This is a genomic window from Sphingomonas sp., from assembly GCF_036731925.1.
In the GTDB taxonomy this organism is placed as follows: domain Bacteria; phylum Pseudomonadota; class Alphaproteobacteria; order Sphingomonadales; family Sphingomonadaceae; genus Sphingomonas.
Map to the genome: position 1 here is coordinate 1,799,947 of NZ_DAINDJ010000001.1, position 23,385 is coordinate 1,823,331.

Annotated in this window: 25 protein-coding genes; 13 read left to right on the top strand and 12 right to left on the bottom strand. The window is 69.6% G+C overall.

The window, feature by feature from the left end:
- Positions 1–56 precede the first annotated feature (56 nt).
- Complete coding sequence (locus V7E00_RS08725) at positions 57–467, bottom strand: hypothetical protein (RefSeq protein WP_333572228.1); 411 nt, start codon at positions 465–467, stop codon at positions 57–59.
- Positions 468–580: 113 nt separating this feature from the next.
- On the opposite strand from V7E00_RS08725, the gene V7E00_RS08730 reads away from it, so the two are divergent.
- The 10 genes from V7E00_RS08730 (at position 581) to V7E00_RS08775 (ending at position 7,886) form a co-directional block, all read left to right on the top strand.
- The gene (locus tag V7E00_RS08730; protein ID WP_333572229.1) at positions 581–1,165 is read left to right on the top strand and encodes an anthranilate synthase component II; all 585 of its coding nucleotides are present in this window, start codon (positions 581–583) and stop codon (positions 1,163–1,165) included.
- Positions 1,166–1,210: 45 nt separating this feature from the next.
- Positions 1,211–1,615 (top strand): hypothetical protein, encoded by a 405-nt coding sequence (locus tag V7E00_RS08735; RefSeq protein ID WP_333572230.1) that lies wholly within the window; start codon positions 1,211–1,213, stop codon positions 1,613–1,615.
- 55 nt (positions 1,616–1,670) lie between these two features.
- Positions 1,671–2,666, top strand: a complete 996-nt coding sequence (trpD, locus tag V7E00_RS08740) for an anthranilate phosphoribosyltransferase (protein ID WP_333572231.1) — start codon at positions 1,671–1,673, stop codon at positions 2,664–2,666.
- Positions 2,663–3,433, top strand: a complete 771-nt coding sequence (trpC, locus tag V7E00_RS08745) for an indole-3-glycerol phosphate synthase TrpC (protein ID WP_333572232.1) — start codon at positions 2,663–2,665, stop codon at positions 3,431–3,433. The genes trpD and trpC overlap by 4 nt, the downstream gene beginning before the upstream one ends.
- Positions 3,430–3,903, top strand: a complete 474-nt coding sequence (gene moaC, locus V7E00_RS08750) for a cyclic pyranopterin monophosphate synthase MoaC (RefSeq protein WP_333572233.1) — start codon at positions 3,430–3,432, stop codon at positions 3,901–3,903. The genes trpC and moaC overlap by 4 nt, the downstream gene beginning before the upstream one ends.
- An 82-nt stretch (positions 3,904–3,985) precedes the next feature.
- Positions 3,986–4,783, top strand: a complete 798-nt coding sequence (gene cobA, locus V7E00_RS08755; RefSeq protein WP_333572234.1) for a uroporphyrinogen-III C-methyltransferase — start codon at positions 3,986–3,988, stop codon at positions 4,781–4,783.
- A complete protein-coding gene (locus tag V7E00_RS08760; protein WP_333572235.1) occupies positions 4,780–5,076 on the top strand; it encodes a DUF2849 domain-containing protein in 297 nt (98 codons plus the stop codon). The genes cobA and V7E00_RS08760 overlap by 4 nt, the downstream gene beginning before the upstream one ends.
- Before the next feature lie 3 nt (positions 5,077–5,079).
- Complete coding sequence (locus V7E00_RS08765) at positions 5,080–6,714, top strand: nitrite/sulfite reductase (RefSeq protein ID WP_333572236.1); 1,635 nt, start codon at positions 5,080–5,082, stop codon at positions 6,712–6,714.
- Complete coding sequence (locus V7E00_RS08770; protein ID WP_333572237.1) at positions 6,707–7,132, top strand: DUF934 domain-containing protein; 426 nt, start codon at positions 6,707–6,709, stop codon at positions 7,130–7,132. Before V7E00_RS08765 ends, V7E00_RS08770 begins: the two co-directional genes overlap by 8 nt.
- The gene (locus V7E00_RS08775; RefSeq protein ID WP_333572238.1) at positions 7,125–7,886 is read left to right on the top strand and encodes a phosphoadenylyl-sulfate reductase; all 762 of its coding nucleotides are present in this window, start codon (positions 7,125–7,127) and stop codon (positions 7,884–7,886) included. Before V7E00_RS08770 ends, V7E00_RS08775 begins: the two co-directional genes overlap by 8 nt.
- A 190-nt stretch (positions 7,887–8,076) precedes the next feature.
- Here V7E00_RS08775 and V7E00_RS08780 read toward each other — a convergent pair whose 3' ends face one another.
- The 11 genes from V7E00_RS08780 to V7E00_RS08830 all read right to left on the bottom strand — a co-directional run bounded on the left by V7E00_RS08780 (position 8,077) and on the right by V7E00_RS08830 (position 21,661).
- Entirely contained in the window at positions 8,077–9,969 is a 1,893-nt protein-coding gene (locus tag V7E00_RS08780; RefSeq protein ID WP_333572239.1) for an XrtA/PEP-CTERM system amidotransferase, read from the bottom strand.
- A gap of 33 nt (positions 9,970–10,002) precedes the next feature.
- Positions 10,003–11,268: a TIGR03087 family PEP-CTERM/XrtA system glycosyltransferase gene (locus V7E00_RS08785; RefSeq protein ID WP_333572240.1), complete on the bottom strand. Its 1,266-nt coding sequence runs from the start codon at positions 11,266–11,268 to the stop codon at positions 10,003–10,005.
- Positions 11,268–12,317 (bottom strand): FemAB family XrtA/PEP-CTERM system-associated protein, encoded by a 1,050-nt coding sequence (locus V7E00_RS08790; protein ID WP_333572241.1) that lies wholly within the window; start codon positions 12,315–12,317, stop codon positions 11,268–11,270. The genes V7E00_RS08785 and V7E00_RS08790 overlap by 1 nt, the downstream gene beginning before the upstream one ends.
- The gene (locus V7E00_RS08795) at positions 12,314–13,159 is read right to left on the bottom strand and encodes an XrtA system polysaccharide deacetylase (RefSeq protein WP_333572242.1); all 846 of its coding nucleotides are present in this window, start codon (positions 13,157–13,159) and stop codon (positions 12,314–12,316) included. The genes V7E00_RS08790 and V7E00_RS08795 overlap by 4 nt, the downstream gene beginning before the upstream one ends.
- Positions 13,160–13,162: 3 nt before the next feature.
- Positions 13,163–14,227, bottom strand: a complete 1,065-nt coding sequence (locus V7E00_RS08800; protein ID WP_333572243.1) for an ExeA family protein — start codon at positions 14,225–14,227, stop codon at positions 13,163–13,165.
- A 36-nt stretch (positions 14,228–14,263) separates the two neighbouring features.
- Positions 14,264–15,850 carry a hypothetical protein gene (locus V7E00_RS08805; protein ID WP_333572244.1) on the bottom strand — a complete coding sequence of 529 codons (1,587 nt, stop codon included), beginning with the start codon at positions 15,848–15,850 and terminating at the stop codon, positions 14,264–14,266.
- Positions 15,847–16,707, bottom strand: a complete 861-nt coding sequence (locus V7E00_RS08810; RefSeq protein ID WP_333572245.1) for an AAA family ATPase — start codon at positions 16,705–16,707, stop codon at positions 15,847–15,849. The genes V7E00_RS08805 and V7E00_RS08810 overlap by 4 nt, the downstream gene beginning before the upstream one ends.
- Before the next feature lie 3 nt (positions 16,708–16,710).
- Complete coding sequence (locus tag V7E00_RS08815) at positions 16,711–18,231, bottom strand: XrtA system polysaccharide chain length determinant (protein WP_333572246.1); 1,521 nt, start codon at positions 18,229–18,231, stop codon at positions 16,711–16,713.
- The gene (locus V7E00_RS08820) at positions 18,231–18,872 is read right to left on the bottom strand and encodes an XrtA/PEP-CTERM system exopolysaccharide export protein (RefSeq protein WP_333572247.1); all 642 of its coding nucleotides are present in this window, start codon (positions 18,870–18,872) and stop codon (positions 18,231–18,233) included. The genes V7E00_RS08815 and V7E00_RS08820 overlap by 1 nt, the downstream gene beginning before the upstream one ends.
- A gap of 93 nt (positions 18,873–18,965) precedes the next feature.
- Entirely contained in the window at positions 18,966–20,177 is a 1,212-nt protein-coding gene (locus tag V7E00_RS08825) for a pyridoxal-dependent decarboxylase, exosortase A system-associated (protein WP_333572248.1), read from the bottom strand.
- A complete protein-coding gene (locus V7E00_RS08830; RefSeq protein ID WP_333572249.1) occupies positions 20,174–21,661 on the bottom strand; it encodes an acyl-CoA ligase (AMP-forming), exosortase A system-associated in 1,488 nt (495 codons plus the stop codon). Before V7E00_RS08830 ends, V7E00_RS08825 begins: the two co-directional genes overlap by 4 nt.
- Before the next feature lie 88 nt (positions 21,662–21,749).
- On the opposite strand from V7E00_RS08830, the gene V7E00_RS08835 reads away from it, so the two are divergent.
- From V7E00_RS08835 to V7E00_RS08845, 3 genes are read left to right on the top strand one after another with little or no spacing between them, the layout of a single operon-like run.
- Positions 21,750–22,007 (top strand): acyl carrier protein, encoded by a 258-nt coding sequence (locus V7E00_RS08835; protein WP_333572250.1) that lies wholly within the window; start codon positions 21,750–21,752, stop codon positions 22,005–22,007.
- Positions 22,004–22,645: a hypothetical protein gene (locus tag V7E00_RS08840; RefSeq protein WP_333572251.1), complete on the top strand. Its 642-nt coding sequence runs from the start codon at positions 22,004–22,006 to the stop codon at positions 22,643–22,645. Before V7E00_RS08835 ends, V7E00_RS08840 begins: the two co-directional genes overlap by 4 nt.
- Positions 22,633–23,382 (top strand): serine aminopeptidase domain-containing protein, encoded by a 750-nt coding sequence (locus V7E00_RS08845; RefSeq protein WP_333572252.1) that lies wholly within the window; start codon positions 22,633–22,635, stop codon positions 23,380–23,382. Before V7E00_RS08840 ends, V7E00_RS08845 begins: the two co-directional genes overlap by 13 nt.
- The last annotated feature ends 3 nt before the right edge of the window (positions 23,383–23,385 follow it).

The window sequence follows — 23,385 nt, forward strand, 5'->3', positions numbered from 1 at the left end:
ACGTCATCCCCGCGAAGGCAGGGATGACGGCTGGTAGCAGGCGAAGCGCATGAGCGTCAGGGGACGCGCGAGCCCTTCACTTCGCGGTCCAGCTTGTCCTGATACCATTGCTGCAGCATCTGCCGGGTGCACCCGGTCTGGCCGCCCGAGCCGACCGGCGAGCAGCTGTTCGGCAGGCCGCGGCGGTTCACTTCTTCCACCACTTCCATGCGGCGCGACCAGCTGGTGGACGGCGCGTCTTCCTTGGGCTGATCGCGGAAGCGCTTGGGAATGCGATAGGGCGATTCGCCGGCGTTCGAGCAGACGACGATCTCGTCCGGGTTCGCGGGCTTGGGGCAGCTCTCCTGGCCATAGAGCAGAATGCTGCGCACCCGCTTGGGCGGGCCGTCCTGCGCCGTCTGGTCCTGGGTCTGGGCGAACGCCGGTGCGGCAAGCAGGGCGGTGGCAAGCATCAAACGGGCAAGCATGGGGATACTCCTGGAGGCGACACAACGTCCCTGCCCCGTCATCGGTGCCGCCGCACTGTGGCGGCCGCAAGGCCGGATTGTGCTGGGGCACGCGAGCGCCTAGGTCTGCGCGCATGATCCTCGTTCTCGACAATTATGACAGCTTCACCTGGAACCTCGTCCATTATCTGATGGAGCTGGGCGTGGAGGTGCAGGTGGTGCGCAACGATGCACTCACCGCAAACGAGGCGATCGCCACCAATGCGCAGGGCTTCCTGATCTCGCCGGGCCCCTGTACCCCGAACGAGGCAGGGATCAGCCTGGATCTCGTCGCCGCCTGCGCCGATCAGGGCAAGCCGCTGCTCGGCGTATGCCTGGGCCACCAGTCGATCGGCCAGCATTTCGGCGGCAGCGTGGTGCGCGGCGGGCTGATGCACGGCAAGACCTCGCCCGTCTCCCATGACGGTACGGGGCTGTTCGCGGGCCTGCCGTCGCCCTTCACCGCGACGCGCTACCATTCGCTGATCGTGACGGACATCCCGGACAGCCTCGTCGTCAACGCGACCGCGGAGGATGGATCGGTGATGGGCTTCCGCCATGCGTCGCTGCCGATCCACAGCGTGCAGTTCCACCCCGAGAGCATCGCCACCGAACATGGCCATGCCATGCTTGCCAATTTCCTGCGTCTCGCCGGGATCGAGGCCAAGGCAGTCGCCTGACCCTCTTCAGCCTCGGTTCATCGCAGCATCTGTAGGAGGAATGCCATGAAACCGTTTCTCGCCACCCTGCTCGCCGGTGCCGCGCTGCTTGCGGCCCCCGTTGCCAACGCACACTACCGGGACACGCCCGAGCAGCAGCTCGCCAAGCTGCTCAAGGGCCGAGTCGCGGGCAAGCCGGTCGACTGCATCAGCCTGGTCCGCACCGGATCGAGCCAGATCATCGACGGCAAGGCCATCGTCTACTCGGACGGCAGCACCCTCTATGTGAACGAGCCGCGCGGCGGCGCCGAGCAGCTGGACGACAACTCGATCCTGGTGACCAACACCTTCGGCTCGCAGCTTTGCAGCATCGACACAGTCCGGCTGATCGACCGGTCCTCCTACTTCCCGCGCGGCTTCGTCTCGCTCGGCCAGTTCGTGCCCTACGCCAAGCCGAAGAAGAGCAACTAAGGCACCCAAGCAGGATTTGCTCGACAGGCTGGCCGCGCCCCGGAATAGAGGCAGCGTGACCAGCCTGAGCCTGCTTCCCGATCCGTCCTCCCCGCTTGCCCGCGAAACCGCTGCGCAGGCGTTCGCCGACATTCTCGACGGCATCGCGCCCGAGGCGGAGATCGAAACCTTCCTTACCGCGCTGTCGATGCGGGGCGAGACCAGCATCGAAATCGCCGAGGCCGCGCGTGCGCTGCGCGCCCGGTTGATCCCGATCACCGCGCCGGCAGGCGCGATCGACGTGTGCGGCACCGGCGGCGACGGGCATCATACGCTCAACGTCTCGACCGCCGTCAGCCTGGTAGTGGCCGCTGCCGGCGTGCCGGTGGCCAAGCACGGCAACCGCGCCGCCTCCTCCAAGGCGGGGGCGGCGGACACGCTGGAAGCGCTGGGGCTCAACCTCGATCGCGCTGCGGCGCGGGCGGAGGAGAGCCTGCACGAGATCGGCATCGCCTTCCTGTTCGCGCAGCATCACCACCCCTCGCTGGGCCGGATCGCGCCGATCCGGCGGCGGATCGGGCGGCGGACGATCTTCAACCTGATGGGCCCGCTGGCGAACCCCGCCCATGTCCGTCACCAGCTGATCGGCATCGCCCGGCCCGATTATGCGCCGGTCTATGCCGAGGCACTGGAGCAGCTGGGCGTCGAGGCGGCGGCAATCGTTTCGGGCGAGGATGCGCTGGACGAGCTTTCCACCGAGGCGGCGAGCGTCGTGGTCAATGTCGGTCGCGCTGCGCTGCCCACGCGAATCACGCCTGAGGATGCCGGCCTGCCGCGCCATCCGCTGGCGGCGATCCGCGGCGGCGATCCCGAATATAACGCGGTCGCGCTTCGTCGACTGCTCCAGGGCGAGCCCGGCGCCTATCGCGACGCGGTGCTGCTCAACGCCGCCGCCGCGCTGATGGTCGCGGGCCGCGCGAGCGATCTGCGCGACGGCGTGGAAGAAGCCGCCGAAATGCTCGACAACGGGCTTGCCAACGCGCTGCTCGACTGCTGGATCGCGTTCGCATGAGCACCATTCTCGACAAGATCCTGGATACCAAGCGCGCCGAAGTCGCCGCCCGCAAGGCCGCGCCGCTGGCATGGTCGACGCCCTCCGCCCCGCGCGGCTTCAAGGCGGCGCTGGACGCGCGTGCGGCCGCCGGCGGCTATGGCCTGATCGCCGAGATCAAGAAGGCGAGCCCGTCCAAGGGGCTGATCCGCGCCGATTTCGATCCGCCCGCCCATGCCCGGGCCTATGCGGCCGGGGGTGCCGCATGCCTCTCGGTGCTGACCGACCACGACTATTTCCAGGGCCATGAGGATTATTTCGTCGCGGCCCGCGCCGCCTGCGATCTGCCGGCGATCCGCAAGGACTTCCTGATCGATCCCTGGCAGGTCGCGGAATCGCGGGCAATGGGGGCGGACGCGATCCTGATAATCGTCTCCGCGCTCGAGGACGGGCAGATGGCGGAAATCGAAGCCGCCGCGATGGAGCTTGGCATGGATGCGCTGGTGGAGGTGCACGATGCCGAGGAACTGGAGCGCGCGCTGAAGCTGAAGTCGCGGCTGATCGGCGTGAACAATCGCAATCTCAAGACCTTCGAGGTCGATGTGCAGAAGACGTACGACCTCGTGCGCCATGCACCGAAGGACTGCACCTTCGTTGCCGAATCCGGCCTCAACACCCGCGCCGATCTCGACGCCATGGCCGAGCACGACATCCGCTGCTTCCTGATCGGCGAGTCGCTGATGCGGCAGGCGGACGTGGAAGCGGCGACCCGGGCGCTGGTCGGGTGAGCGGGCTCACCCATCTCGACGAGACCGGCGCGGCGCACATGGTCGATGTCGGCGGCAAGGTGGTCACGGCGCGCGAGGCGGTGGCGCAGGGGCGCATCACCATGTCGGCCGAAGCGGTGACGGCGATCCGCGAGGGCAGCGTGAAGAAGGGCGACGTGCTCGCCACCGCCCGCATCGCCGGCATCATGGCGGCGAAGAAGACATCCGAGCTGATCCCGCTCTGCCATCCGCTGCCGCTCACCCGCGTCGCTATCGAGCTCGATCTGGACGCGACCGGCGTCACCGCCACCGCCACGGCGGCGACGGAGGGAAAGACGGGCGTGGAGATGGAAGCGCTTACCGCCGTGTCGGTCACGCTGCTCACGCTCTACGACATGGCCAAGGCGCTCGATAAGGGCATGGTGCTCGGCGACATCCGCCTGCTGACCAAGACCGGCGGCAAGTCGGGCGACTGGCGCGCCGAGGGTTGAGGGCCGGCGGCAAAGAATCCCTTAGCCGCTCCAAACCGATCCTCCATTGCTCCGCCGCGGCCATCGGGCCATGTGCGGCACCATGGCATCGCTTCTCGACCCCCATTCGCGCGGCCGCGTGATCCTCGTCGGCGCAGGTCCTGGTGACCCCGGCCTCCTCACCGTTCGCGCCGTCGAGGCGCTGAAAGCCTGCGACGTGCTGGTACATGACGGGCTGGTCGACGACCGGGTGCTCGATCTGGCGCCCCAGGCGCACCGCATTTCGGTGGCCAAGCGGCGCTCGAAGCACACGCTGCCGCAGGAGTCGATCAACGCGCTGATCGTCGCGCATGTGAAGACCGGCGCCGTCGTCGTTCGCTTGAAGGGCGGCGATCCGTTCATCTTCGGCCGCGGCGGCGAGGAAGTGGAGGCCGTGCGCGAAGCCGGGCTGCCGGTGGAAGTGATTCCCGGCGTCTCCGCAGCCCTTGGCGCCGCCGCCGAGGCGATGCTGCCGCTCACCCATCGCGACTGGTCGAGCGCGGTCAGCTTCGTCGCCGGCCAGTGCAAGGGACTGACCGACCAGAACTGGTCGGGCCTCGCCGGCAAAGGCCGCACGCTGGTGATCTACATGGGCGTCGCCACTGCCTCGGCGATCGCCGACAAGCTGATGGCCGACGGCGTCGCGCCGGACATGCCGGTGGCAGTGCTCGAACGCGCCACCCTGGAGGGTCACCGCGCGCTGCGGACGCTGCTCGCCGATCTCGGCCCGATGGTCGAGCAGGAGGAGGTGCAGAGCCCGGCGATCATCGTCGTGGGCGAAGTGGTGCTGCTCGCCGACGCCGAGGACAAGCTGGCCCGCTGGGCGCGCACGGCGGAGACTCTGGGGGAAGATCAGGCATGAAGCTGCTGACGGGCAACGATCTTTCGACCGGCGACGTGGTCTGGTGGACCGGCGAAGGCTGGTCGCGCCATCTCGCCGAGGCCGCCGATGTCGGCGACAGGGGCGATATTCTCGCCGCGACCGAGGAGGCCGCGCGCCGCGTCAACGTGCCCTATGTGATCGACGCCGAGGCAACGCCGGAAGGCCCCCGCCCCGCGCACATCAAGGACCGCATCCGCGCACTCGGCCCCACCGTGCGCCCGGACCTGACCCTCAAGCCCGCCGACCCCCAGGCCGGAAGCTGGGTGATCTGAACCATGTACAAGTACGACGAATATGATGCCTCCATCGTCGCCGCGCGCGTCGAGGAATTCCGCGACCAGGTCCAGCGCCGCCTTGCCGGCCACATGACCGAGGACCAGTTCAAGCCGCTGCGGCTGATGAACGGGCTCTACCTCCAGCTCCACGCATACATGCTGCGCGTGGCGGTGCCCTATGGCACGCTGAACAGCCGGCAAATGCACATGCTGGCGCACATCGCCCGCAAGTACGACCGCGGCTATGGCCATTTCACCACGCGTCAGAACCTCCAGTACAACTGGATCAAGCTGGAGGATGCGCCCGACATCCTCGCCGAGCTGGCGACGGTGGAGATGCACGCCATCCAGACCAGCGGCAACTGCATCCGCAACATCAGCTCGGACCAGTTTGCCGGCGCCGCCGCGGACGAGATCACCGATCCGCGCCCCTGGGCCGAGCTGCTCCGCCAGTGGAGCACCTTCCACCCCGAGTTCAGCTACCTTCCGCGCAAGTTCAAGATCGCGGTGATCGCCGCCGACGAGGATCGCGCGGCGATGCGGCTGCACGACATCGGCATCCAGATCGTCCGCAACGACGCGGGCGAGCTCGGCGCGCGCATCTACGCCGGCGGCGGCATGGGCCGCACCCCGATGATCGCGTCGCTGATCAAGGACTTCGTGCCCTTCGCCGATTTCGTGAGCTATCTGGAAGCGTGCCTGCGGGTCTACAATCGCCACGGCCGGCGCGACAATATCTACAAGGCGCGGATCAAGATCCTCATCCACGCGCTCGGCGCCGAGGAGTATGCGCGTCAGGTCGAGGAAGAATTCGCGGCCGTGAAGGCGCTCGGCATCGATCCGCCCCAGGGCGAGTTCGACCGCATCGCCGCGCACTTCGCACCGCCGCCGTTCGAGGCGAACGCGGCCGACACGGTGGACCGCAGCGACCCCGATTTCGCGGTGTGGCTCGACCAGAATGTCCATGCCCACCAGGCGCCGGGCTATGCGATCGTCACGATCAGCCTCAAGCCGATCGGCGGCATTCCGGGCGACGCCTCAGCCGACCAGATCGACCGGATGGCGGACCTTGCCGAGCGCTACAGCTTCGACGAGCTGCGGGTGACCCATGCGCAGAACATCGTGCTGCCGCACGTCCGCAAGGCCGATCTCTACACGATCTGGCAGGCACTCCGCGAGGCGGGGCTGGCCGAGGCCAATCTCGACCTGATCAGCGACATCATCGCGTGCCCGGGTCTGGACTATTGCAGCCTCGCCAATGCCCGCTCGATCCCGCTCGCGCAGAAGATCAGCGAACGCTTCGCCGATCCGGCGCGCCAGCGCGACCTGGGCGAACTCAAGCTCAAGATCTCGGGCTGCATCAACGCCTGCGGCCACCATCATGCCGGCCATATCGGCATCCTAGGCGTCGATCGGAAAGGCACCGAGAATTACCAGCTGCTGCTCGGCGGCTCGGGCGCGGAGGATGTCAGCCTGGCCGACATCACCGGTCCCGGCTTTAGCGAGGACGGCGTGGTCGACGCGATCGAGCGCGCGACGGACGTCTATGTGCGCGAACGCACGCCCGGCGAGCGCTTCGTCGACACCTATCGCCGGATCGGCATGGCACCGTTCAAGGAGGCCATTTATGGTTGAGTTCCTGCGCTACCGCGACGACGAAGCGCATGATGAGCCCGCCGTCACGCTCGACAGCTTCTTCGGCCAGTCGAACGCCACCGCCGTGCGGATCGAGGCCGGCGAGGATCCGCGTGCGCTGCTGCCGCACCTCGATCGCATCGCGCTGATCGAGGTGAGCTTTCCCAGCTTCCGCGACGGGCGTGGCTATTCCACCGCGCGCATCCTGCGCGAGGCCGGCTACGAGGGCGAGCTGCGCGCGCAAGGCGACGTGCTGGTGGATCAGATCCCGCTGATGCGCCGCTGCGGCTTCGACAGCTTCGCGCCCAGCGCGCCGATCGACGCCGAGACGCTGGCGGCCGCGCTCGATCGCTACGACTTCCGCTACCAGGCGGCAGCAGACAGCGTCGTGCCCTTGTGGAAACTGCGTCATGGCTGATGCGGCGCGCCACATCGACCGGATCGACGTGGCACCGCGCTTCACGGAAGCGGATGCAGCACGGCTCAACGCCCGCTTTGCCGGCGTGCCGACGCTGGAGATGCTGCGGGCGGTGCTGGCGGAGAAGCTGACGGGCGAAACGGCGATCGTTTCCTCGTTTGGCGCGGAGTCGGCAGCGCTGCTCCACCTGGTCGCCAGCGTCGATCGATCGGTGCCGGTGCTGTTCCTCGATACCGGCAGGCACTTTCCCGAAACACTCGCCTATCGCGATCTGCTGGCCGAGCGGCTGGCGCTGAACCTGCGCAATCTCCAGCCCGATCCGGAGCTGCTGGCCAAGCGGGACGCGACGGAACTCCGCTGGTCCTACGACCCCGATGGCTGCTGCGAGATCCGCAAGGTGCTGCCCCTCGAAGCGGGCCTAGTCGGCATCGAGGCGACGATCACCGGCCGCAAGGCGTTCCAGGCGAGCACCCGCGCCGCCCTACCCCGCTTCGAGCTCGACGGCGATCGGCTGAAGATCAACCCGCTCGCGGATTGGACCAAGGCTGATCTCGACACCTATTTCACCGCGCACGACCTGCCGGTGCACCCGCTGGTCGCACAGGGCTATCCCTCGATCGGCTGTGCACCGTGCACCAGCGTGGTGAAGCCGGGCGAAGACCCGCGCGCCGGTCGCTGGCGGGGCTGGGACAAGACCGAGTGCGGCATCCACACGCCGACGAGCGACGACGACGCCAACCAGCCGGTGTTCTGAGCCGCCTCAGAACCCGCCCTGGAGCCGCAGCGCAACCATGTCTGCCGGCCCGCGGCCCCGGTTGCAGCCGGGATTGCCGATGGACTGACAGGCGCGCGTCCCGTCGAGGCCGTCGCGCGGCTGCCGGTCACAAGCGGCTCTGGCGCTTGCCTCGCGGCCGCCGCCGGCACCGGCGGCGGTGGTGGGACAGTCAGCCGAACAGGCGGGCGAGGCTGCGCTCCAGCATCACCAGTTGCCACAGCGTGCGGCCATGCTCGGCACGCCCGCCGCGATGCTCCTCTGCGAGCCTGGCAATGGTGCGCGGCTCGAACCATCCGCTCTGGAGCAGCAAGGGCGAGCGGGCGAGCGCCGCGGCCTCATCGGCCAGCGCATGGCGGAACCACGCGCTGATCGGCGTGACGAACCCCATTTTCGGGCGGTAGAGAATCTCGCGCGGCAACCAGGGCTCCAGCGCCTTCTTCATCAGCCACTTGCCCTGGCCGCCTCGAATGCGAAGCGCGGGCGGCAGCGACGCCTCGAATTCCACCAGCCGGTGATCGAGCAGCGGCTCGCGCGCTTCCAGCCCCACCGCCATGCTGGTGCGATCGACCTTGGTGAGGATGTCGCCCGGCAGCCAGTGGCGGATATCGGCATATTGCGCCCGATCGATCGCGTCCCGCGCCGGCGCATCGCGAATCGTCGCCACGTAGCGCGCTTCCGCCCGATAGCCGTCGAGCGCGGCGCGGGCAGCGTCGCTGTAGAGCTGGTCGCGCAGCGCCGGCGTGGTGACCCCGACCGCCTTGGCATAGCCTTCCGCGCCGTCCTCGGCGAGCGCGAGCAGCGTCGTCTTGGCACGGAACGGACGCGGCGCCCAGTCGGCCTTGGGATAGAGCGCGCCCAGCCGCCCGAAAATCCGCGCCCGCAGCGCCGGCGAGAGCAGCCCGCGGACCCGTTCCTCGGCGGCGAAGAAGCGGTGGCGGCGATAGCCCGCCAGCGCCTCGTCCGCCCCGTCGCCGGACAGAGCGACGGTCACGCTCTCGCGGGCCAGCTGGCAGACCCGGTAGGTGGGCAAGGCGGAGGCATCGGCAAAGGGCTCGTCGAACGCGGCGACCAGCGCGTCGATCAGGCCATAGTCTTCGGCGCCAACCCGGCGGGTGCGATGGCTGGTGGCGAAGCGCTCGGCCACCTTGGCGGCATGGGCAGTCTCGTCGAGACCGGCCTCGTCGAAGCCGATCGTGCAGGTCTTCACCGCCGCCTTGCTGCCCTCCGCCATCAGCGCGACCACGGCCGAGCTGTCGACGCCGCCGGAAAGGAACGCGCCCAGCGGCACATCGGCAATCATGCGCGAGCGCACCGCGGTGCGCATCCGCTCGATCAGTTCGGCCTTCAGGTCGCGGGTGCTGCCGGTGGCGCGGGCGGTGAAGTCGATATCCCACCAGCGCACCGGCTGCGGCACGGGTCGCCCGCGCTGGAGCAGGAGGAAATGGCCGGCCGGCAGCTTGCGCACGCCGGCGACGATGCAGGCATCGTCGGGCACATAGCCAAGGCCCAGATAATCCTCGACCGCGTGGAAATCTGCGGCGCGGCGGAGCAGCGGATGGGCAAGAAGCCCCTTCAGTTCGGAGGCGAAGGCGACCGCCCCGTCGGCCAGCTCGGCATAATGGAGCGGCTTCACGCCGAACCGGTCGCGCGCGAGGAACAGGCTCTGCGTCGCGGCGTCGTAAAGGGCGAAGGCAAACATGCCGTTCAGCCGGGCAAGCAGGTCCGGGCCCCAGGCGCGCCAGCCATGGAGCAGCACTTCGGTATCGCTGTCGGTCACGAAGCGGGCGCCGAGCGCCGCCAGCTCGGCACGGACCTCGCGGAAATTGTAGATCTCGCCGTTGAAGGTCACCGCGAGCGACTGATCCGGCAGCGCCATCGGCTGCACGCCGCCTGCAAGGTCGATGATCGCGAGGCGGCGATGGCCGAGCCCCACCCCTGCCACGCACCACACGCCGGAGCCGTCCGGCCCGCGATGCGCCTGGGCGTCGCTCATCGCGACGATGCGGGCAGGGTCGATCGGCTTGGGGAGCCCGGGATAGAACAGGCCGGCGATGCCGCACATCAGCGCACGCCCTCTCGCTCGCCCATTCCTGCCCTAGCTTCGCCGTTCATGATCCGCATCGTAGCGGCCCGGTACCAAGCGATCGCAGCCGACGCCACCCCGGCGGTGGCGGGGCACCGCGGGCGCCTGCAGCAGCGCGTCGAGCGGTTCCAGGCGGGCGTCCCAGCCGTACCGGGCGATCACCCGCGCGCGCGCCGCCGATCCGAGGGCAGCGGCGATCGCCGGTTCGGCGAGAAGGCCGAGCACCGCGTCTCCGAACGCTTCCGGCCCTTCGGCGACCCGCAGCGTGCCCGCATGGTCAATGCCCTCGGCAGCGGCGGGCGAGGCAACCACCGGCCGCGCCATCGCCATGCCCTCCAGCACCTTGTTCTGGATCCCCCGGGCCAGCTGGAGCGGGGCTACCACCAGCGTGGCGGCGGCGAGCCAGTTGCGCACGTCGGGCACCGCCCCGATGACGCACACGCCCGGCCGCTCGGCAAGCGCCTGCACCGCCGGCGTCGGCGCCCGGCCGACAATGGCGAAGCGGGCATCGGGATGCGTCTCGTGGATGCGCGGGAACACACGGTCCGCGAACCAGCGCACTGCCGCGATGTTGGGGCGATAGTCCATCTGCCCGGTGAACACGAGCAGCGGGCCCGCGCCGGGCACCGGCTCGAATCGCCGGGCAGGATCGTAGAACGTCGTGTCGATACCGTTCTCGATGGCATGGATACGGGACGCCCCGGCGCGCGTGCGAAACAGCGCCGCCTCGGCCCCGCTGACGAACAGGCTGGCATCCGCATCCCGCGCGACGCGCTGCTCATGGCGGAGCAGCAGCGCCGCTTCCCGCCGATGGATCCACGCCATGGGCCCGCGTGCATTCCCCGCATAGGCGGCAAACTTGGCCGAATCCATGTCGACAAAGTCCATGATCACCCGCTGCGTCGGCGCCGCCGGCAGATACTGGGCCATCTGGCTGGAATAGAGGAAGATCGTGTCGATCGGGTGTGCGTCGAGCAGCGCGTCCACGGTCCGGCGCACTGCGGGATCGGCGAAGGCGACCAGCGACACCGGACGGCGCTGCAGCACCGCGCGCAGACCCGTCCAGGCGGTGGGTGCCTTCCGCCAGAAGATTTCCCGCGTTTCCGTATAGGGCGCAAGGCCCTCCTTGCCGTCCAGATCCGCCGGATCGTCGGCGAAGGCAACAAGGTGGACCCGGTGGGCCCGGGAGAGATGGCGCAGCAGGTGAAAGGCCCGGATCTTGTCGCCCCGGTCCGGCGGATAGGGGATGCGGTGCGCGAGGAACAGGATGTCGCCCATCAACCGAGCCCCCGTGCAATCCAGGGGCCGAGCTGGTTTGCCGCCCATAACGGCAGCCGCTTCCATGCCGCGACCTGCAGCCGATATTTGGGGTCCATCGGGTTGATGCTGCGCGGTGCCGCCCCTTCGGCGTGCCGCGAGAAATAGACCAGCGGTTCGGGCGTGAAGCCCCAGTTCTTCTTGAACGCCGCCGGGCCCGTACCCGCCTTCGATCGGCCGAAATCGAACCGTGCGCAGCCGCGCGCGCGGGCGTGCGCCATCAGCGCAAAATACATCCGGTCGTTGGCGCGCAGCCCCCGCGCCGCCGCGGTGCCGCCGCCCCAATAGGGGTAGACGGTACCGCGCCAATACAGGCTGAGTACGCTGGCCACCGCCCGCCCCTGGTGCCGGACGGTGAGGATGTCCGCCTCCGCGCCGAAGACGTCGAGCACGGCGGCGAACAGCGCCGCCGGGAAGACCGGTGTGCCGAGGTTGCGAACGCTCTCCCCATAGACGGCGTGGTGAGCACGCCGCGCCGCACGATCCGCGCCGACCTCCACCGTAAGATCGGCGGCGAGCGCCTTGCGCACTTCGGCGCGCTGCTTGCGCGGGATGGCGAGCAGTTCGGCCTCGTCGTCGGCGGCGAGGCGGCGCACGAAGCCGACATAGGTGGCGTCGTCCCGGTGCCACGCTTCGCCCGGACAGGGCCCCCCGCGCAGATCAAGCGTCGGGCAGCGCAGCTCGGTCGCGCGCTGCCAGGCGGCCTGGCCAAGTACGGCGGCCGCCATCCCCTGCTCGGCCAGAATGCCGCCAGCGACTCCGAACCCGGTCGAGACCAGCGCCCTGCCGAACAGTGGCGAGGCGATCTCGGTAAGCGGCAGGACGCCGACGATCCCATGCCGCCCCTCTGCCACCAGATAGTGACTGCGCTGCCGACAGCCTTTGGCGACGGCCATGCTCCACTCGGGCAGATGGAAGGGTGTGCCTTCGGGATGCGCATCGACCCAGGCGGCGAGACGCCCGCGCTCGCCGCTTTCCAGCAGATCGGCGCACCGGACCGAGAGGGTCACGCCAGCCGCTCCGCTGCCCGCGCCGCGACGGCATCCACCCGATCCCAGTCGTGCGCGGCGAGCAGCGTCCGCAACTTGGCGGCCATTGCGCCCAGCCGGGCGTAATGGCGCAGGCGCGACTTGAACGGGGCTGCATGGACCCGCGGCTGACCGGGGTCGATCTCCCAGGGATGGAAATAGAACATCGCCGCCTCTCCGCCCGCATTGGCGGTGCGGATCGCGCGATCCGTCACGCCCTGAGGCAGCAGGCGGAAGAAGCCGCCGCCTGCGGTCACTTCGCGGCCGAGCACGCGGGCGATGGTGATCGGCAGCTCGATCAGCCGCGCGTCGGGCAGCGGCCGGAACGGCGCGCGCGGGGCATCGGGCCAGCCATAATGATCATGCGCGATCGGCGCGATGCTGGAGGAATAGCAATAGCCCGCCTCGGCCAGCACCGCATGTGCCCAGGGGGTGCGCCGATCGATCGAGAAGCTCGGCGCACGATAGCCGTTCACGGCGACACCCCCGGCATCCTCCAGCACGGCGCGGGCACGCGCGAGATCCGCGCGAAACTGGTCCGGCGTAAGGGTGAAGACGCGGGCATGGTCCCAGCCATGGCTGGCGACTTCGTGCCCCGCCTCGGCAATGCGGCGGATCAGCTTCGGATGCCGCTCGGCCACCCAGCCGAGCGTGAAGAACGTGCCCTTGGCGCCGGCTTCCTCGAACAGTGCCAGCACGCGCTCGGTATTCGCCTCGACGCGCCGTTCCAGCCCGTCCCAGTCCCCCCGCGCGATCGTGGTCTCGAACGCGCCGACCTGGAACCAGTCCTCGACATCGACCGACAGGCCGTTCCGCACGCCCATGGCTCAGGCCGCGCTTCCGCGCAGGGTGTCGAGGTCGATGCCGCTGCGGCCTTCGTCCTTTTCCACCCAGTCCACCAGCAGCGACAGGACGCGTCGCAGCGCATCGGATTGCGAGGCGACCTGCGCCTCCAGCTCGGCGACGCGCCGCTCTAGCGCGCGAACCTCGGGCGAGCCTTCCGGCACCGACCGCAGCTCCGCAACGCGACCGGTGCGCACCGGCACGGGTTCGGGAACAGGCTCGGGCGCTGCGGCGATCACGTCCTCCTGCTCGATGTCGTCGATCACCGCGGCGATGTCCGGCGCGCCGAAATTCTCGATCTGCTCCACGGCACCGTACAGCAGCACGCGGCTGGCCAGCTGGTTGAGACGGCGCGGGATGCCGCCCGACCAGCGGTGCATCGCCGCCAGCGCATCGGCGGTGAAGCGGGGCCGCCCGTTCCAGCCGACCAGCGTCAGCCGGTGCATCAGATAGGCTTCGACCTCCTCCACCTCCATCGGCGCGAGGTGGTGCATCGCGATCACCCGCTGGCGCAGCTGCTCGAAGGCGGGCTGCTGCAGCACCAGCCGGAATTCGGGCTGGCCGAGCAGGAAGATCTGCAGCAGCGGATAGCCGCCGGCCTGGAAGTTGGAGAGCATGCGCAGCTCATCCAGGCTCTCGCCGGGCAGCGCCTGCGCCTCGTCCACCACCAGCAGCGTACGGCGGCCGGCGCGGGCAATCTCGTGCAGGCCGCGCTCGATCGCCAGCAGCAGCGACGCCTTGGACACGTCATCCCCCCGCAGGCCGAGCCCCTGGGCCACCAGCCGCAGCAGATCGTCGGCGCGCAGGTGGGTGGAGACGATCTTGATGACGTTCAGCCGCTCGCCATCGAGCTCCGCAAGCAAATGGCCCAGCAAGGTGGTCTTGCCCGCCCCCGGATCGCCGGTAATGACGACGAAGCCTTCGCCCTGGCTCAAGCCATAGCCGAGATAGGCCATCGCCTTGCCATGCGTGGCGGTGTCGAACCAGAAGCGGGGATCGGGGGTGAGCTGGAACGGCCGGCCGCGCAGCCCGTAATGGTCTTCCATCATGATCGCAGTCTCCGGCGCGACGCTGCGCCTTTGTTTCTAGAAGCCATAGCGCGCTCCGATCAGCGCCTGTGCCGATAGCTGGTCCGGGCCGTCGCGCATCGAGCCGTAGAGGCCCGTGGCCGCGGTGAGGCTCAGCTGCCCCACACGCCGGGTATAGGCGGTGTTCGCCCCCCAGCCGAACACGGCGGTGCTGCCGGGGATGTCGCCGTCATAATAGCTGGCCAGCAGGTTCAGTCCGATCGTGCCGTTCCTGCCGGCGGCCAGTGCGGCGAAGGCCTGTGCGTAGAAGCTCTCGTCCCAGCTGCCGCTGCCGGCAGACGCCGCGACGGGAGTGAGGAAATCGCGTCGGGCGAAGCCGCCGCCCAGCCCCAATCGGGTCGTGCCGCGGCTCCACACCGCGTTGGTCGTGAACCCGCGCCCGCGATAGGCCGCCGTCGCCGCCGAGGCGAAGGCGCCCGCGATGCACCCGCCCGCCGCCGCGCCGCTGGTGCCATAAATGCAGGCGCCTGCCTGCACGCCAAACGGATCGGCCGTGGTAACGAAGCCCACCGGCAAGGCGGCGAGGCTGCTGCCGACCTGCTGGCCATAGGTCTCGACGGTATCGTACACCGCCACCTGGATGCCGCTGCCGCTACTGCGCTGGAAGGTGAAGCTGCCCGTATAGCGCATCGCGCCGTAGCGGCGGCCGATCCGCAGCTCGAGCGCGGTGCGCCGGCTCGGCCGCCAGAGCACGCCGCCGTCCCAGAACATTCCGTCGAAATCATAGGCGAGCCGCATCGGCGATGCCGGATCGGTGACATAGCGCCCAGCACCGTCGATCACCGGTGCGCCGCCGGCGCTGCGCAGCGCATCGCGCTGACGGACGGTGACTCGTTCATAGCCTGCCCCGCCGACCAGCGCGACCGTGCGGCTGACCGGTGCGATCGCGTCGCCGCGGCCAGAGCTGCTGGCGAAGCGCTGGTCGAGCTGGCTGGCATTCTCACGCACCAGGCCGCCGGTGACGCTGAGGCCGATCGGCAGCACCGTGCCGGGCCTGGCGCCGACGCTGGCGTTCACGGCGTGCGAGGTTGCGTGATCGAACCGGTCGACCTGCGGCAGCGTGGAGGCCACGCCGGTCGCGGTACCGTCGTCGACCTTGGTGAAGCCGAAGCGGTAGGCCCCCTGCACGAACAGCGGCCCGGCATGCGTGTCGAGCTTCGGGCCGACAAAGCCCGAATAGAGCCGGCTGAGGTTGCGGGCATTGGCAGCATTGCCGCTCAGCGCATCGCCCCGGGCATCGGTACGGGTGCGCGTGGCGACGGCACCTGCTTCCAGGGTGACCGCCCGGCCCACCGCGATACGCGCCCGGGCGAGGCCGTTATGGCTGTCGCCCGATTGCACGCTGCCCTTCTCGGCGAAGCGATGCTGATACTGATAGCTCACCTGCACCTGCATCCGGCGCGTGCGGATGCTGCCGTCCAGCCCGGCGCCGAGCTGCGAATAGGTCAGCGTCTCGCCGCCGTTGAGCTCCGCGGTGGCGACCTGGCTCACCTCGATATAGGGGGTTATCGTCGCGCGGCGCTGGGCGGCCGCGGGCACGATCGCGGCGGCGCAGACGGCCAGCACGATCGCGCCACGAATCACCGGCCCGCCTGCGCGTAATAGCTGCCGAAGCGCCGCCCCTGCGGCTGGAACGAAACGGCGTTGAGGACCAGCTGGATATGCTCGCACCCGTCCAGCGCGGCGACGGCGGCGCGCAGGTCCTCCTCGCTGGTGCGGTCGGCGCGGACGACCATCATCGTCTGGCCGACATGCAGCGCCAGCACCGAGGCCGGCGAGGCGGCGAGCGCGGGGGGCGAATCGAAGATCACGATGCGGCGCGGATTGGCCGCCGCCAGCCGATCGAGCATCGCCCGCGCGCCGTCGCTGGCGAGCAGCTCGGTATCGCTGACGCTGCGGGTGCCGGCAGGCAGGATCGCGAGCTGCGGCACGTCGGTATCGACGATGCACGCCTCGACATCGATCTGCCCTGCCAGGGCGTCGAGCAGGCCCGGCCCTTCGCCCATGCCCAGCCGCCTGGAGACATCGGGCTTGGCGAAATCGGCGTCGACCAGCAGGATCTCGACATCCTTCTCCGCCGCGATCGACAGCGCGAGATTGATCGCGCAGAAGGTCTTGCCCTCGTCGGGCTGGGCCGAGCAGACCAGGATCATCCGCGCGCGATCGGCATCCACGCCGGCGACGCCGCGGGCGGTGAGCAGCAGCTGCCGCTTCACCATGCGGAATTCCTCGGCGAGCGGCGTGATCGCCCCCCCCGGCACCAGCATCCCCGTAGCGGCGAGGCGGGCGCGATCAATCGGTACCATCGGACGCTGCTGGACCGGCGGAGCTGCTGGCGCTCCGGCGGGGTCAGGCGTCTCCTCGACTGGAAGGCCCGGCATCATCGCCAGCGCGCGCTGGATCAGCGAGCCGTGGAAGCGTTTGGGGGAATGGTCGTTCATCGTTCAGGCCCCCGCGCCGTGATGGAGCATGCCCACCAGCAGAACCACGGCATAGGCAGCCCCCAGCCCCGCCGCGCCGCCCAGGAAGTGTCGCAACTGCCGCCGGCGGAGCGCGCGCTGCCGCGGCGTGACCACCTCGCCGATCGAGCCGATCACCGGCATGCCGCTGGCGCGTTCCAGCCGGCTCGCCGTGTCGAACGTCGTCCGAAGCTTGGCGAGCAGGAACGCCGCCGCGACGCCCGCGCCAAGGCCGGCGACCAGCACCGCCGTGAGCAGCATCGGCCGGTTGGGCGAGTTGGGCGCGCGCGGCTGCGTCGGCGGATCGATGACGCTGAACTTCACCGCGTCGGTCTGGCTCTGTGCCTGGCTGCTGATCCGAAGCTGCTCGCGGTCTGCCAGCAGCTTCGCATATTGGTCCTTCAGCACCTGATAGTCGCGGTCGATCTGGCCCTGTTCGGAAGCCGCCTGGGGCGCCTGGGTGAGCTTAGCGCTTAGCGCGGCGAGATCGCCCTGGATCTGCGCGCGGCGCTGGCTGAGCGCGGCAACTTGCGCGGCCTTGTCGGCCTGCATCGCGCGGAGGCTGAGATAGAGCGGATTGGCGAAGCTACCGCCCCCGTCGCCGGCCCTCGGCTCGCGCGCCGCCGCGGCCTGGGCACCGGCAATCTGCCGCTTGAGCGCGATCACGTCCGGATGCGCCTCGGTGAAGCCCCGCGCGCGTGCGTCGGCGAGCTGCGCCTGCAGGTCCGCCAGGCGCGCTTGCGCCGGGCCGCTTCCGGCTACCACCGGTCCCTGGCCGGCGACGCTCGCCGGAGTTCCCGCCATCTGCGCGTTGACCGCGCTGAGGCTGCTCTGCGCGGCCGCCAGATCGCCTTCGATCTGCTGGAGCTGCTGCTGCGCCGCGCCGATCCTGTCGTCGAGCGAACCCGTGCCCGGGAGGCTCCCGAGGAAGCGCGACTGGAAATCCGCGCGCTTGGCTTCTGCCGCCTGCAGCGCCTGCTGGCGCTCGGCGAGCTGCTGGTCGAGAAAGGCGAGCGACTGGCTGCTCTCGTCGCGGCTGTCGGCAAGCTTGTTGTCGCGGAACAGCGCGATCAGCTTTTCCACCACCTGGCGGCAGATCGCCGGATCGGCGCCGGTCACCGCGATCTCGAACAGATTGTCCTGCTGGGCGGTGAGCTTGATCGCCTTTTGCAGGCTGGCGATGCGGGCGCCGAGATCGGCTGGCTTGGTGATCGTTCTGGCAAGGTCGGTACCCCGCACCACCTTTTCGAGGTTCACCGAACTGGTCAGCGTCTGGCGGATGCGGTCGATGTCCTGCTGCTGGCCGGCGGTGCCGACGCCGCCGTCGCTCGGCAGCACCTGGCGCAGCTCTACCAGCACGCGTGCCCTGGATTCGTAGCTGTCGGGGATCCGCGACACCGCCACCCAGCCGACCACGCAGATCGCCCAGGCCACTGCCAGCGCCAGCGTCCGGCGCATCCAGACGGCGTGGATCGCGCTGCGGACCTCGTCGAACAGGCTTCCCATCAAAACATGCTCTGCGGGATAATGATCACGTCGCCCGGCTCGAGCCGGACATTGGCGGAGGTATCCCCGCTCTTCAGCAGATCGGCGAGGCGCAGCTTGTATTCGCGCTGCTTGCCGGTCTGCGGATCGTAGCGCACCAGCCGCGCGCGATTGCCCGCGGCGAATTCGTTGAGGCCGCCCACCGCGATCATCGCGTCCAGGATCGACATGTTGGCGCGATAGGGCAGCGAGGCCGGCTTCTCGGTCGCGCCGACGACGCGGACCTGCTGGCTGAACGTGCCCGAGAAATTCTCGACGATCACCGATACGATCGGGTCCTTGATATACTCGCTGAGCGCGAGCTTCAGGTCGTCGGCCAGCATGGCGGGCGTCTTGCCCACCGCCGGCATGTCGTTGATCAGCGGGGTGGTGATGCGGCCGTCCGGGCGCACCTGCACCTTGGTGGAGATCTCCGGGTTGCGCCAGACGAAGATGTTGAGCTGGTCGAGCGGACCGATGACATATTCCTCGCTCGGCGCTTCCTTGGCGCCCACGAAACCGGCGGCCGGCAGTTCGGGACGCGGCCCACCGCCGCCGCACGCTGAAAGCAGCGCTGCCAGCGCCAGCGTCGCCGCCGCGTGGAACCCTCGTGAAACCGCCATTGCCGTGCCTCCAAGCGGCAGCAAGGCGGGTTGCCGCACGCCTCTGCCGGACGGCGACCTATGGCGCAGGACGCGTAAATTTAGCGTTAGGCGTCAGCTTCCTGCTAGAAGCTCGCGCACCGGCGGATGGCCAAGAAACGCCTGCGGGCTGGCGCTGGCGCCATAGGCACCCGAGGCGAAGATCGCGATCAGGTCGCCCACCGCTGCGCGCGGCAGCGCCACGCGGTCCGCCAGCCGGTCGAGCGGGGTGCAGAGCGGGCCGACCACGGTGACGACCTCCTCGGCCGGATCCTGCATCCGGTGCGCGACGGCGACCGGGTAATTGCGGCGGACGACCGTGCCGAAATTGCCGGTCGCGGCGAGATGGTGGTGGAGCCCGCCGTCGACGACGAGGAAGGTCTCGCCCTGGCTTTCCTTCCGATCGATCACCCGGGCCAGATAGATGCCCGCCTCGCCCACCAGCCAGCGGCCGAGTTCGATGGCATAATGGGTGTCCAGCCGGTCCAGCTCCCCCGCCAGTGCCGCGCCCACTGCTTCGATGTCGAGCGGCAGATCGCCGGGAAAGTACGGGATGCCGAAGCCGCCGCCGAGATTGACCAGCGGCGGCAATGCGCCCGCCTCCTCCGCCAGCCGTGCCGCCAGGCCGATGGTCGCCGCCTGGGTCTCGATCACCGCCTCGGCGGAAAGTGCCTGCGAGCCCGCATAGATGTGGAAGCCGCGCCAGTCGGCCCCGGCCGCCACCAGCCGGCGGACCAGCGCCGGCACGCGCGCGGCATCCACTCCGAAGGGCGAGGCGCGCCCTCCCATCTTCATGCCCGATCCGCGCAGCTCGAAATCGGGGTTCACCCGCACCGCCAGCCGGGGGCGGACCCCGATCCGATCGCCGATCGCCAGCGCGCGCTCCGCCTCGCCTTCGGATTCGAGATTGAGCGTCACGCCTGCGCGGATCGCCGCCTCCAGCTCGGCGTCGCGCTTGCCCGGGCCGGCGAAGCTGATCGCCGATGCGTCCATCACCGCCAGCGCCTTGTCCATCTCGCCCGCCGAGGCGACGTCGATCCCGTCGACCTGCGGGGCGATGGCGGCGATCAGCGGCGGGAAGGGATTGGCCTTGATCGCATAGTGCAGCGCCACACGCGCCGGGATCGCCGCGCGGAACCGTGCGATCCGCGCCTGCACGGCGGCGGCGTCGTACAGATAGAGCGGCGTTCCCGCCCCTGCCCAGTCGGCCGCGCTACGTCCGGCGACCTGCAGTTTCTGCTGCCCGGCATAGTCGGCGGGGAGCGGCCCGATCGGCTTCGCGTTCATAGAATCTCCGTCTTCAGCCCGGATCGGTCGAGCTTGCCATTGGCGTTGCGCGGCAGGCTTTCCCGCCAGAGGTAGCGCGTCGGCTGCTGGAAGCTCGGCAGCTCCCGTCGCAGCCGCGCGCGCAATTCGTCTTCCCGGCTGCCGTCGCCCCGCGCAACCACCAGGATCGCCTGACCTAGCCGAGGATCGGGGACGCCGAATGCCACCGCTTCGCTGGTCTCGCCGCCGGCGACTACCGCTTCCTCGATCTCGGTCGGGCTGATCCGATTGCCCGAGGACTTGATCATCTCGTCGTCGCGGCCGACGAAACGCAGCAGCCCATTCGCGTCCTCCGCCACGGTATCGCCGGACCACACCGCCATCCCCTGATGCTCGGCAAAGCTCGGCGCGGGGCGGAAGCGCAGCGCCGTTCGCTCGGCATCGCGCCAATAGCCCTTGGCGACCAGCGGCCCGGCATGGACCAGTTCACCCTGCGCGGCACGCTGCCCCTCGGCATCGACGATCAGGATCTCGGCAAAGGGAATGGCGCGCCCGATCGAGTCCGGATGGGCGTCGACCAGCGCGGGATCGAGATAGGTGGAACGGAACGCCTCGGTCAGGCCGTACATCGGGTAGAGGTCCGCCGCCGGGAAGCGGCTGCGCAGGCCCTGCACCAGCGGCCGCGTGAGTGCCCCGCCCGAATTGGTCAGCCGCTTGAGCATCGCGGCGGTTTCCGCCGGCCAGTCCGCCTCGAGCAGCTGCACCCACAGCGGCGGCACGCCCGCCAGCGTGGTGATGCCGAACCGTGCCACCGCCTTCACCACGTCACGCGGCGCCATATAGTCGAGCGGCACCACCCGCGCACCCGCCGCCCAGGTCGAGAAGAGCTGGTTCTGGCCGTAGTCGAAGCTCAACGGCAGCACGCCCAATACCCGGTCCTCGGGCGCGAGCTCGAGATAATGCGCGACGCTGATCGCGCCGAGCCACAGATTGGCGTGGCTGAGCATCACCCCCTTGGGCCGCCCGGTGGAGCCGGAAGTATAGAGGATCGCCGCCAGCGCATCGACATCGCCGCGCGCGGGCGGCAGCCGGTCGGTGCCGGCGAGGTCCTCCTCGAGCACGATGCGGCAATCGGCCGGCACGTCGCCGGGGGCCAGCGCCGCGAGCCGTGCCGCCTGCGTCACCAGCAGCCGCGCGCCGCTGTCCGCCAGGATATGCGCCACCTGCGCGCGCTTGAGCGCGGGGTTGATCGGCACGTGCACCAGCCCGGCCCGCGGCCCGGCGAGCGGCAGCAGGCAGGCGGTGCGGGTCTTGGGCAGCCAACTCGCCACCCGCTCTCCCGGCGCCAGGCCGTACGCGGCAAGCGCATGCGCCATGCCGCCGACCGCCGCCTCCACCGCGGCATAGGTGAGCGTGCCGGCCTTGTCTTCCAAAGCAACAGCGTCCGGCGCGCCACGCAGCGGCAGCGCGTCTATAAGATGCGGGGCAGGATCCAGCGCGATCATGCCACACCCATAGTCTTGGCAGCGCCGCCGCCAAGCCTTACGGAAGCGCAAAATTTCTTGCAGGGGATCCCCATTGCGGCCTGAAGGCATGCTCGAAGTCGAAACCACGGTGCGCGGCGTATTGCGCGACGTCCTCGGATTGAGCGACGATCGGGTCGCTGCGTTCGACGAGAACACACCGTTGTTCGGCGCCCTGCCCGAGCTCGATTCCCTCGCGGTCGCCGGCGTGCTGACCGAAATCGAAGACCGGCTGGGCATCCTGATCGAGGATGATGAGGTGGACGGGGAGATGCTGGAGAGCTTCGGTACGCTCACCCGCTTTGCCGTCCAGAAGGTTCTGGGGTGATCGAACCCTATGACTGGCCGGGCGGTCGGGAGGCGATGTTGCGCTTCGGCCCCGGCAGCGGCCCGGTCGTCATAGCTGCCCTTCCCCTCTTCGAGGAGGCGAACCGCATGCGCGCGTTCGCCGTCACCATTCTTCGTACCCTGGGGGAGACGCACGGCATTGCGGGCGTGCTGCCGGAGCTTCCCGGCACCGGCGAGAGCCTCATCCCGAGCGAGCGGATCGCCCTTTCGGACCTGCGCGCCGGCTTCGCTGCAGCGGCGCGTACCGCGGGTGGCCGCGCCTATTCGATGGCCATCCGCAGCGGCGCGCTGCTGGACGGCAGCGTGGCCGTCCGCCACCGCTGGCATTTTTCGCCGCAGCCCGGCGACGCGCTGCTCCGCGCACTCCGCCGCCTGCACCGGACCGGAGACGCCCCCGGCTATGGCGGCCATCGCTTGCCGGACAGTTTTCTTGAAGAGCTCGGCGATTGCCACACCGAGCCGGCGCGGACGCTCCGGCTGGAGGGCGACACACGCCCGGCCGATCGCCTGGTGGCAGGCCGCGCGCTGTGGCGCGAGCCGGCGCCGGAAAACGACCTTGCGCTCGCGGCACTGCTCGCGGACGACCTCGCTGCGTGGGTGCGCGCGTGCGAAGCCTGATCGGCTTTCCCTGCCTCGGCGCGATGCTGGTCGGCACGCTCGACGGCGCCTCGGGCGATACCGGGCTGCTGATCGTCTCCGGCGGAAACGAAGTGCGCAGCGGCCCGCATCGGAGCATGGGGCAGCTCGCCCACCGCATCGCGGCGGCAGGCTATCCGGTATTCCGTTTTGATCGACGAGGTGTCGGCGATTCGGGGGGGAGCAATGCCGGCTTCCTGGAGAGCGCGCCCGACATCATGGCCGCCGCCGGCATCTTCCGGCGCGAAGCGAAGCTGCGCCGCGTCGTCGCTTTCGGAACGGGCGACGGCGCCACCGCGCTTGCCCTGTATCACGGCCAGGCTCGAATCGATTCGCTGTTGCTCGCCAACCCGATCGTCGTCGGGCCGCCTCCGCCTCCGCCCGAGGAAGGTGCGGCACCCGAGGCATCGCGCGGCTGGGTGCGGCAGATGATCGGCCGGGTCGGGACGCGCAAGGCGGACTCGCCGCCCAGCCTCGCTGCCGAGCTTGCAGCTGCGCTGATACAGGCAGAGGTGCCGGTCACCGTGTTGCTGGCAACGCGGGACGCGGTGGCAACGGCCTTTGCCGAATTCCTGCACAAGCCGGGTTTCGCGGCCGCAGGCACGCGCATCCGCCGCAAGCAGTTCGATACCGCGAGCCACGTCTTCGCCGGCATTGCCGACAGGGCATGGCTCTACGAGCGGGTGATCGAGGCGCTCGCCGAACAGCGAGCGCCCTGACCC

Excerpts from the sequence above, each read along its gene's own strand:
- V7E00_RS08725 (WP_333572228.1), bottom strand. The coding sequence starts at position 467 with ATGCTTGCCCGTTTGATGCTTGCCACCGCCCTGCTTGCCGCACCGGCG.
- V7E00_RS08730 (WP_333572229.1), top strand. The coding sequence starts at position 581 with ATGATCCTCGTTCTCGACAATTATGACAGCTTCACCTGGAACCTCGTC.
- V7E00_RS08735 (WP_333572230.1), top strand. The coding sequence starts at position 1,211 with ATGAAACCGTTTCTCGCCACCCTGCTCGCCGGTGCCGCGCTGCTTGCG.
- trpC (WP_333572232.1), top strand. The coding sequence starts at position 2,663 with ATGAGCACCATTCTCGACAAGATCCTGGATACCAAGCGCGCCGAAGTC.
- cobA (WP_333572234.1), top strand. The coding sequence starts at position 3,986 with ATGGCATCGCTTCTCGACCCCCATTCGCGCGGCCGCGTGATCCTCGTC.
- V7E00_RS08760 (WP_333572235.1), top strand. The coding sequence starts at position 4,780 with ATGAAGCTGCTGACGGGCAACGATCTTTCGACCGGCGACGTGGTCTGG.
- V7E00_RS08765 (WP_333572236.1), top strand. The coding sequence starts at position 5,080 with ATGTACAAGTACGACGAATATGATGCCTCCATCGTCGCCGCGCGCGTC.
- V7E00_RS08770 (WP_333572237.1), top strand. The coding sequence starts at position 6,707 with ATGGTTGAGTTCCTGCGCTACCGCGACGACGAAGCGCATGATGAGCCC.
- V7E00_RS08775 (WP_333572238.1), top strand. The coding sequence starts at position 7,125 with ATGGCTGATGCGGCGCGCCACATCGACCGGATCGACGTGGCACCGCGC.
- V7E00_RS08780 (WP_333572239.1), bottom strand. The coding sequence starts at position 9,969 with ATGTGCGGCATCGCCGGCCTGTTCTATCCCGGGCTCCCCAAGCCGATC.
- V7E00_RS08785 (WP_333572240.1), bottom strand. The coding sequence starts at position 11,268 with ATGGGCGACATCCTGTTCCTCGCGCACCGCATCCCCTATCCGCCGGAC.
- V7E00_RS08795 (WP_333572242.1), bottom strand. The coding sequence starts at position 13,159 with ATGGGCGTGCGGAACGGCCTGTCGGTCGATGTCGAGGACTGGTTCCAG.
- V7E00_RS08800 (WP_333572243.1), bottom strand. The coding sequence starts at position 14,227 with ATGATGGAAGACCATTACGGGCTGCGCGGCCGGCCGTTCCAGCTCACC.
- V7E00_RS08810 (WP_333572245.1), bottom strand. The coding sequence starts at position 16,707 with ATGAACGACCATTCCCCCAAACGCTTCCACGGCTCGCTGATCCAGCGC.
- V7E00_RS08815 (WP_333572246.1), bottom strand. The coding sequence starts at position 18,231 with ATGGGAAGCCTGTTCGACGAGGTCCGCAGCGCGATCCACGCCGTCTGG.
- V7E00_RS08820 (WP_333572247.1), bottom strand. The coding sequence starts at position 18,872 with ATGGCGGTTTCACGAGGGTTCCACGCGGCGGCGACGCTGGCGCTGGCA.
- V7E00_RS08825 (WP_333572248.1), bottom strand. The coding sequence starts at position 20,177 with ATGAACGCGAAGCCGATCGGGCCGCTCCCCGCCGACTATGCCGGGCAG.
- V7E00_RS08830 (WP_333572249.1), bottom strand. The coding sequence starts at position 21,661 with ATGATCGCGCTGGATCCTGCCCCGCATCTTATAGACGCGCTGCCGCTG.
- V7E00_RS08835 (WP_333572250.1), top strand. The coding sequence starts at position 21,750 with ATGCTCGAAGTCGAAACCACGGTGCGCGGCGTATTGCGCGACGTCCTC.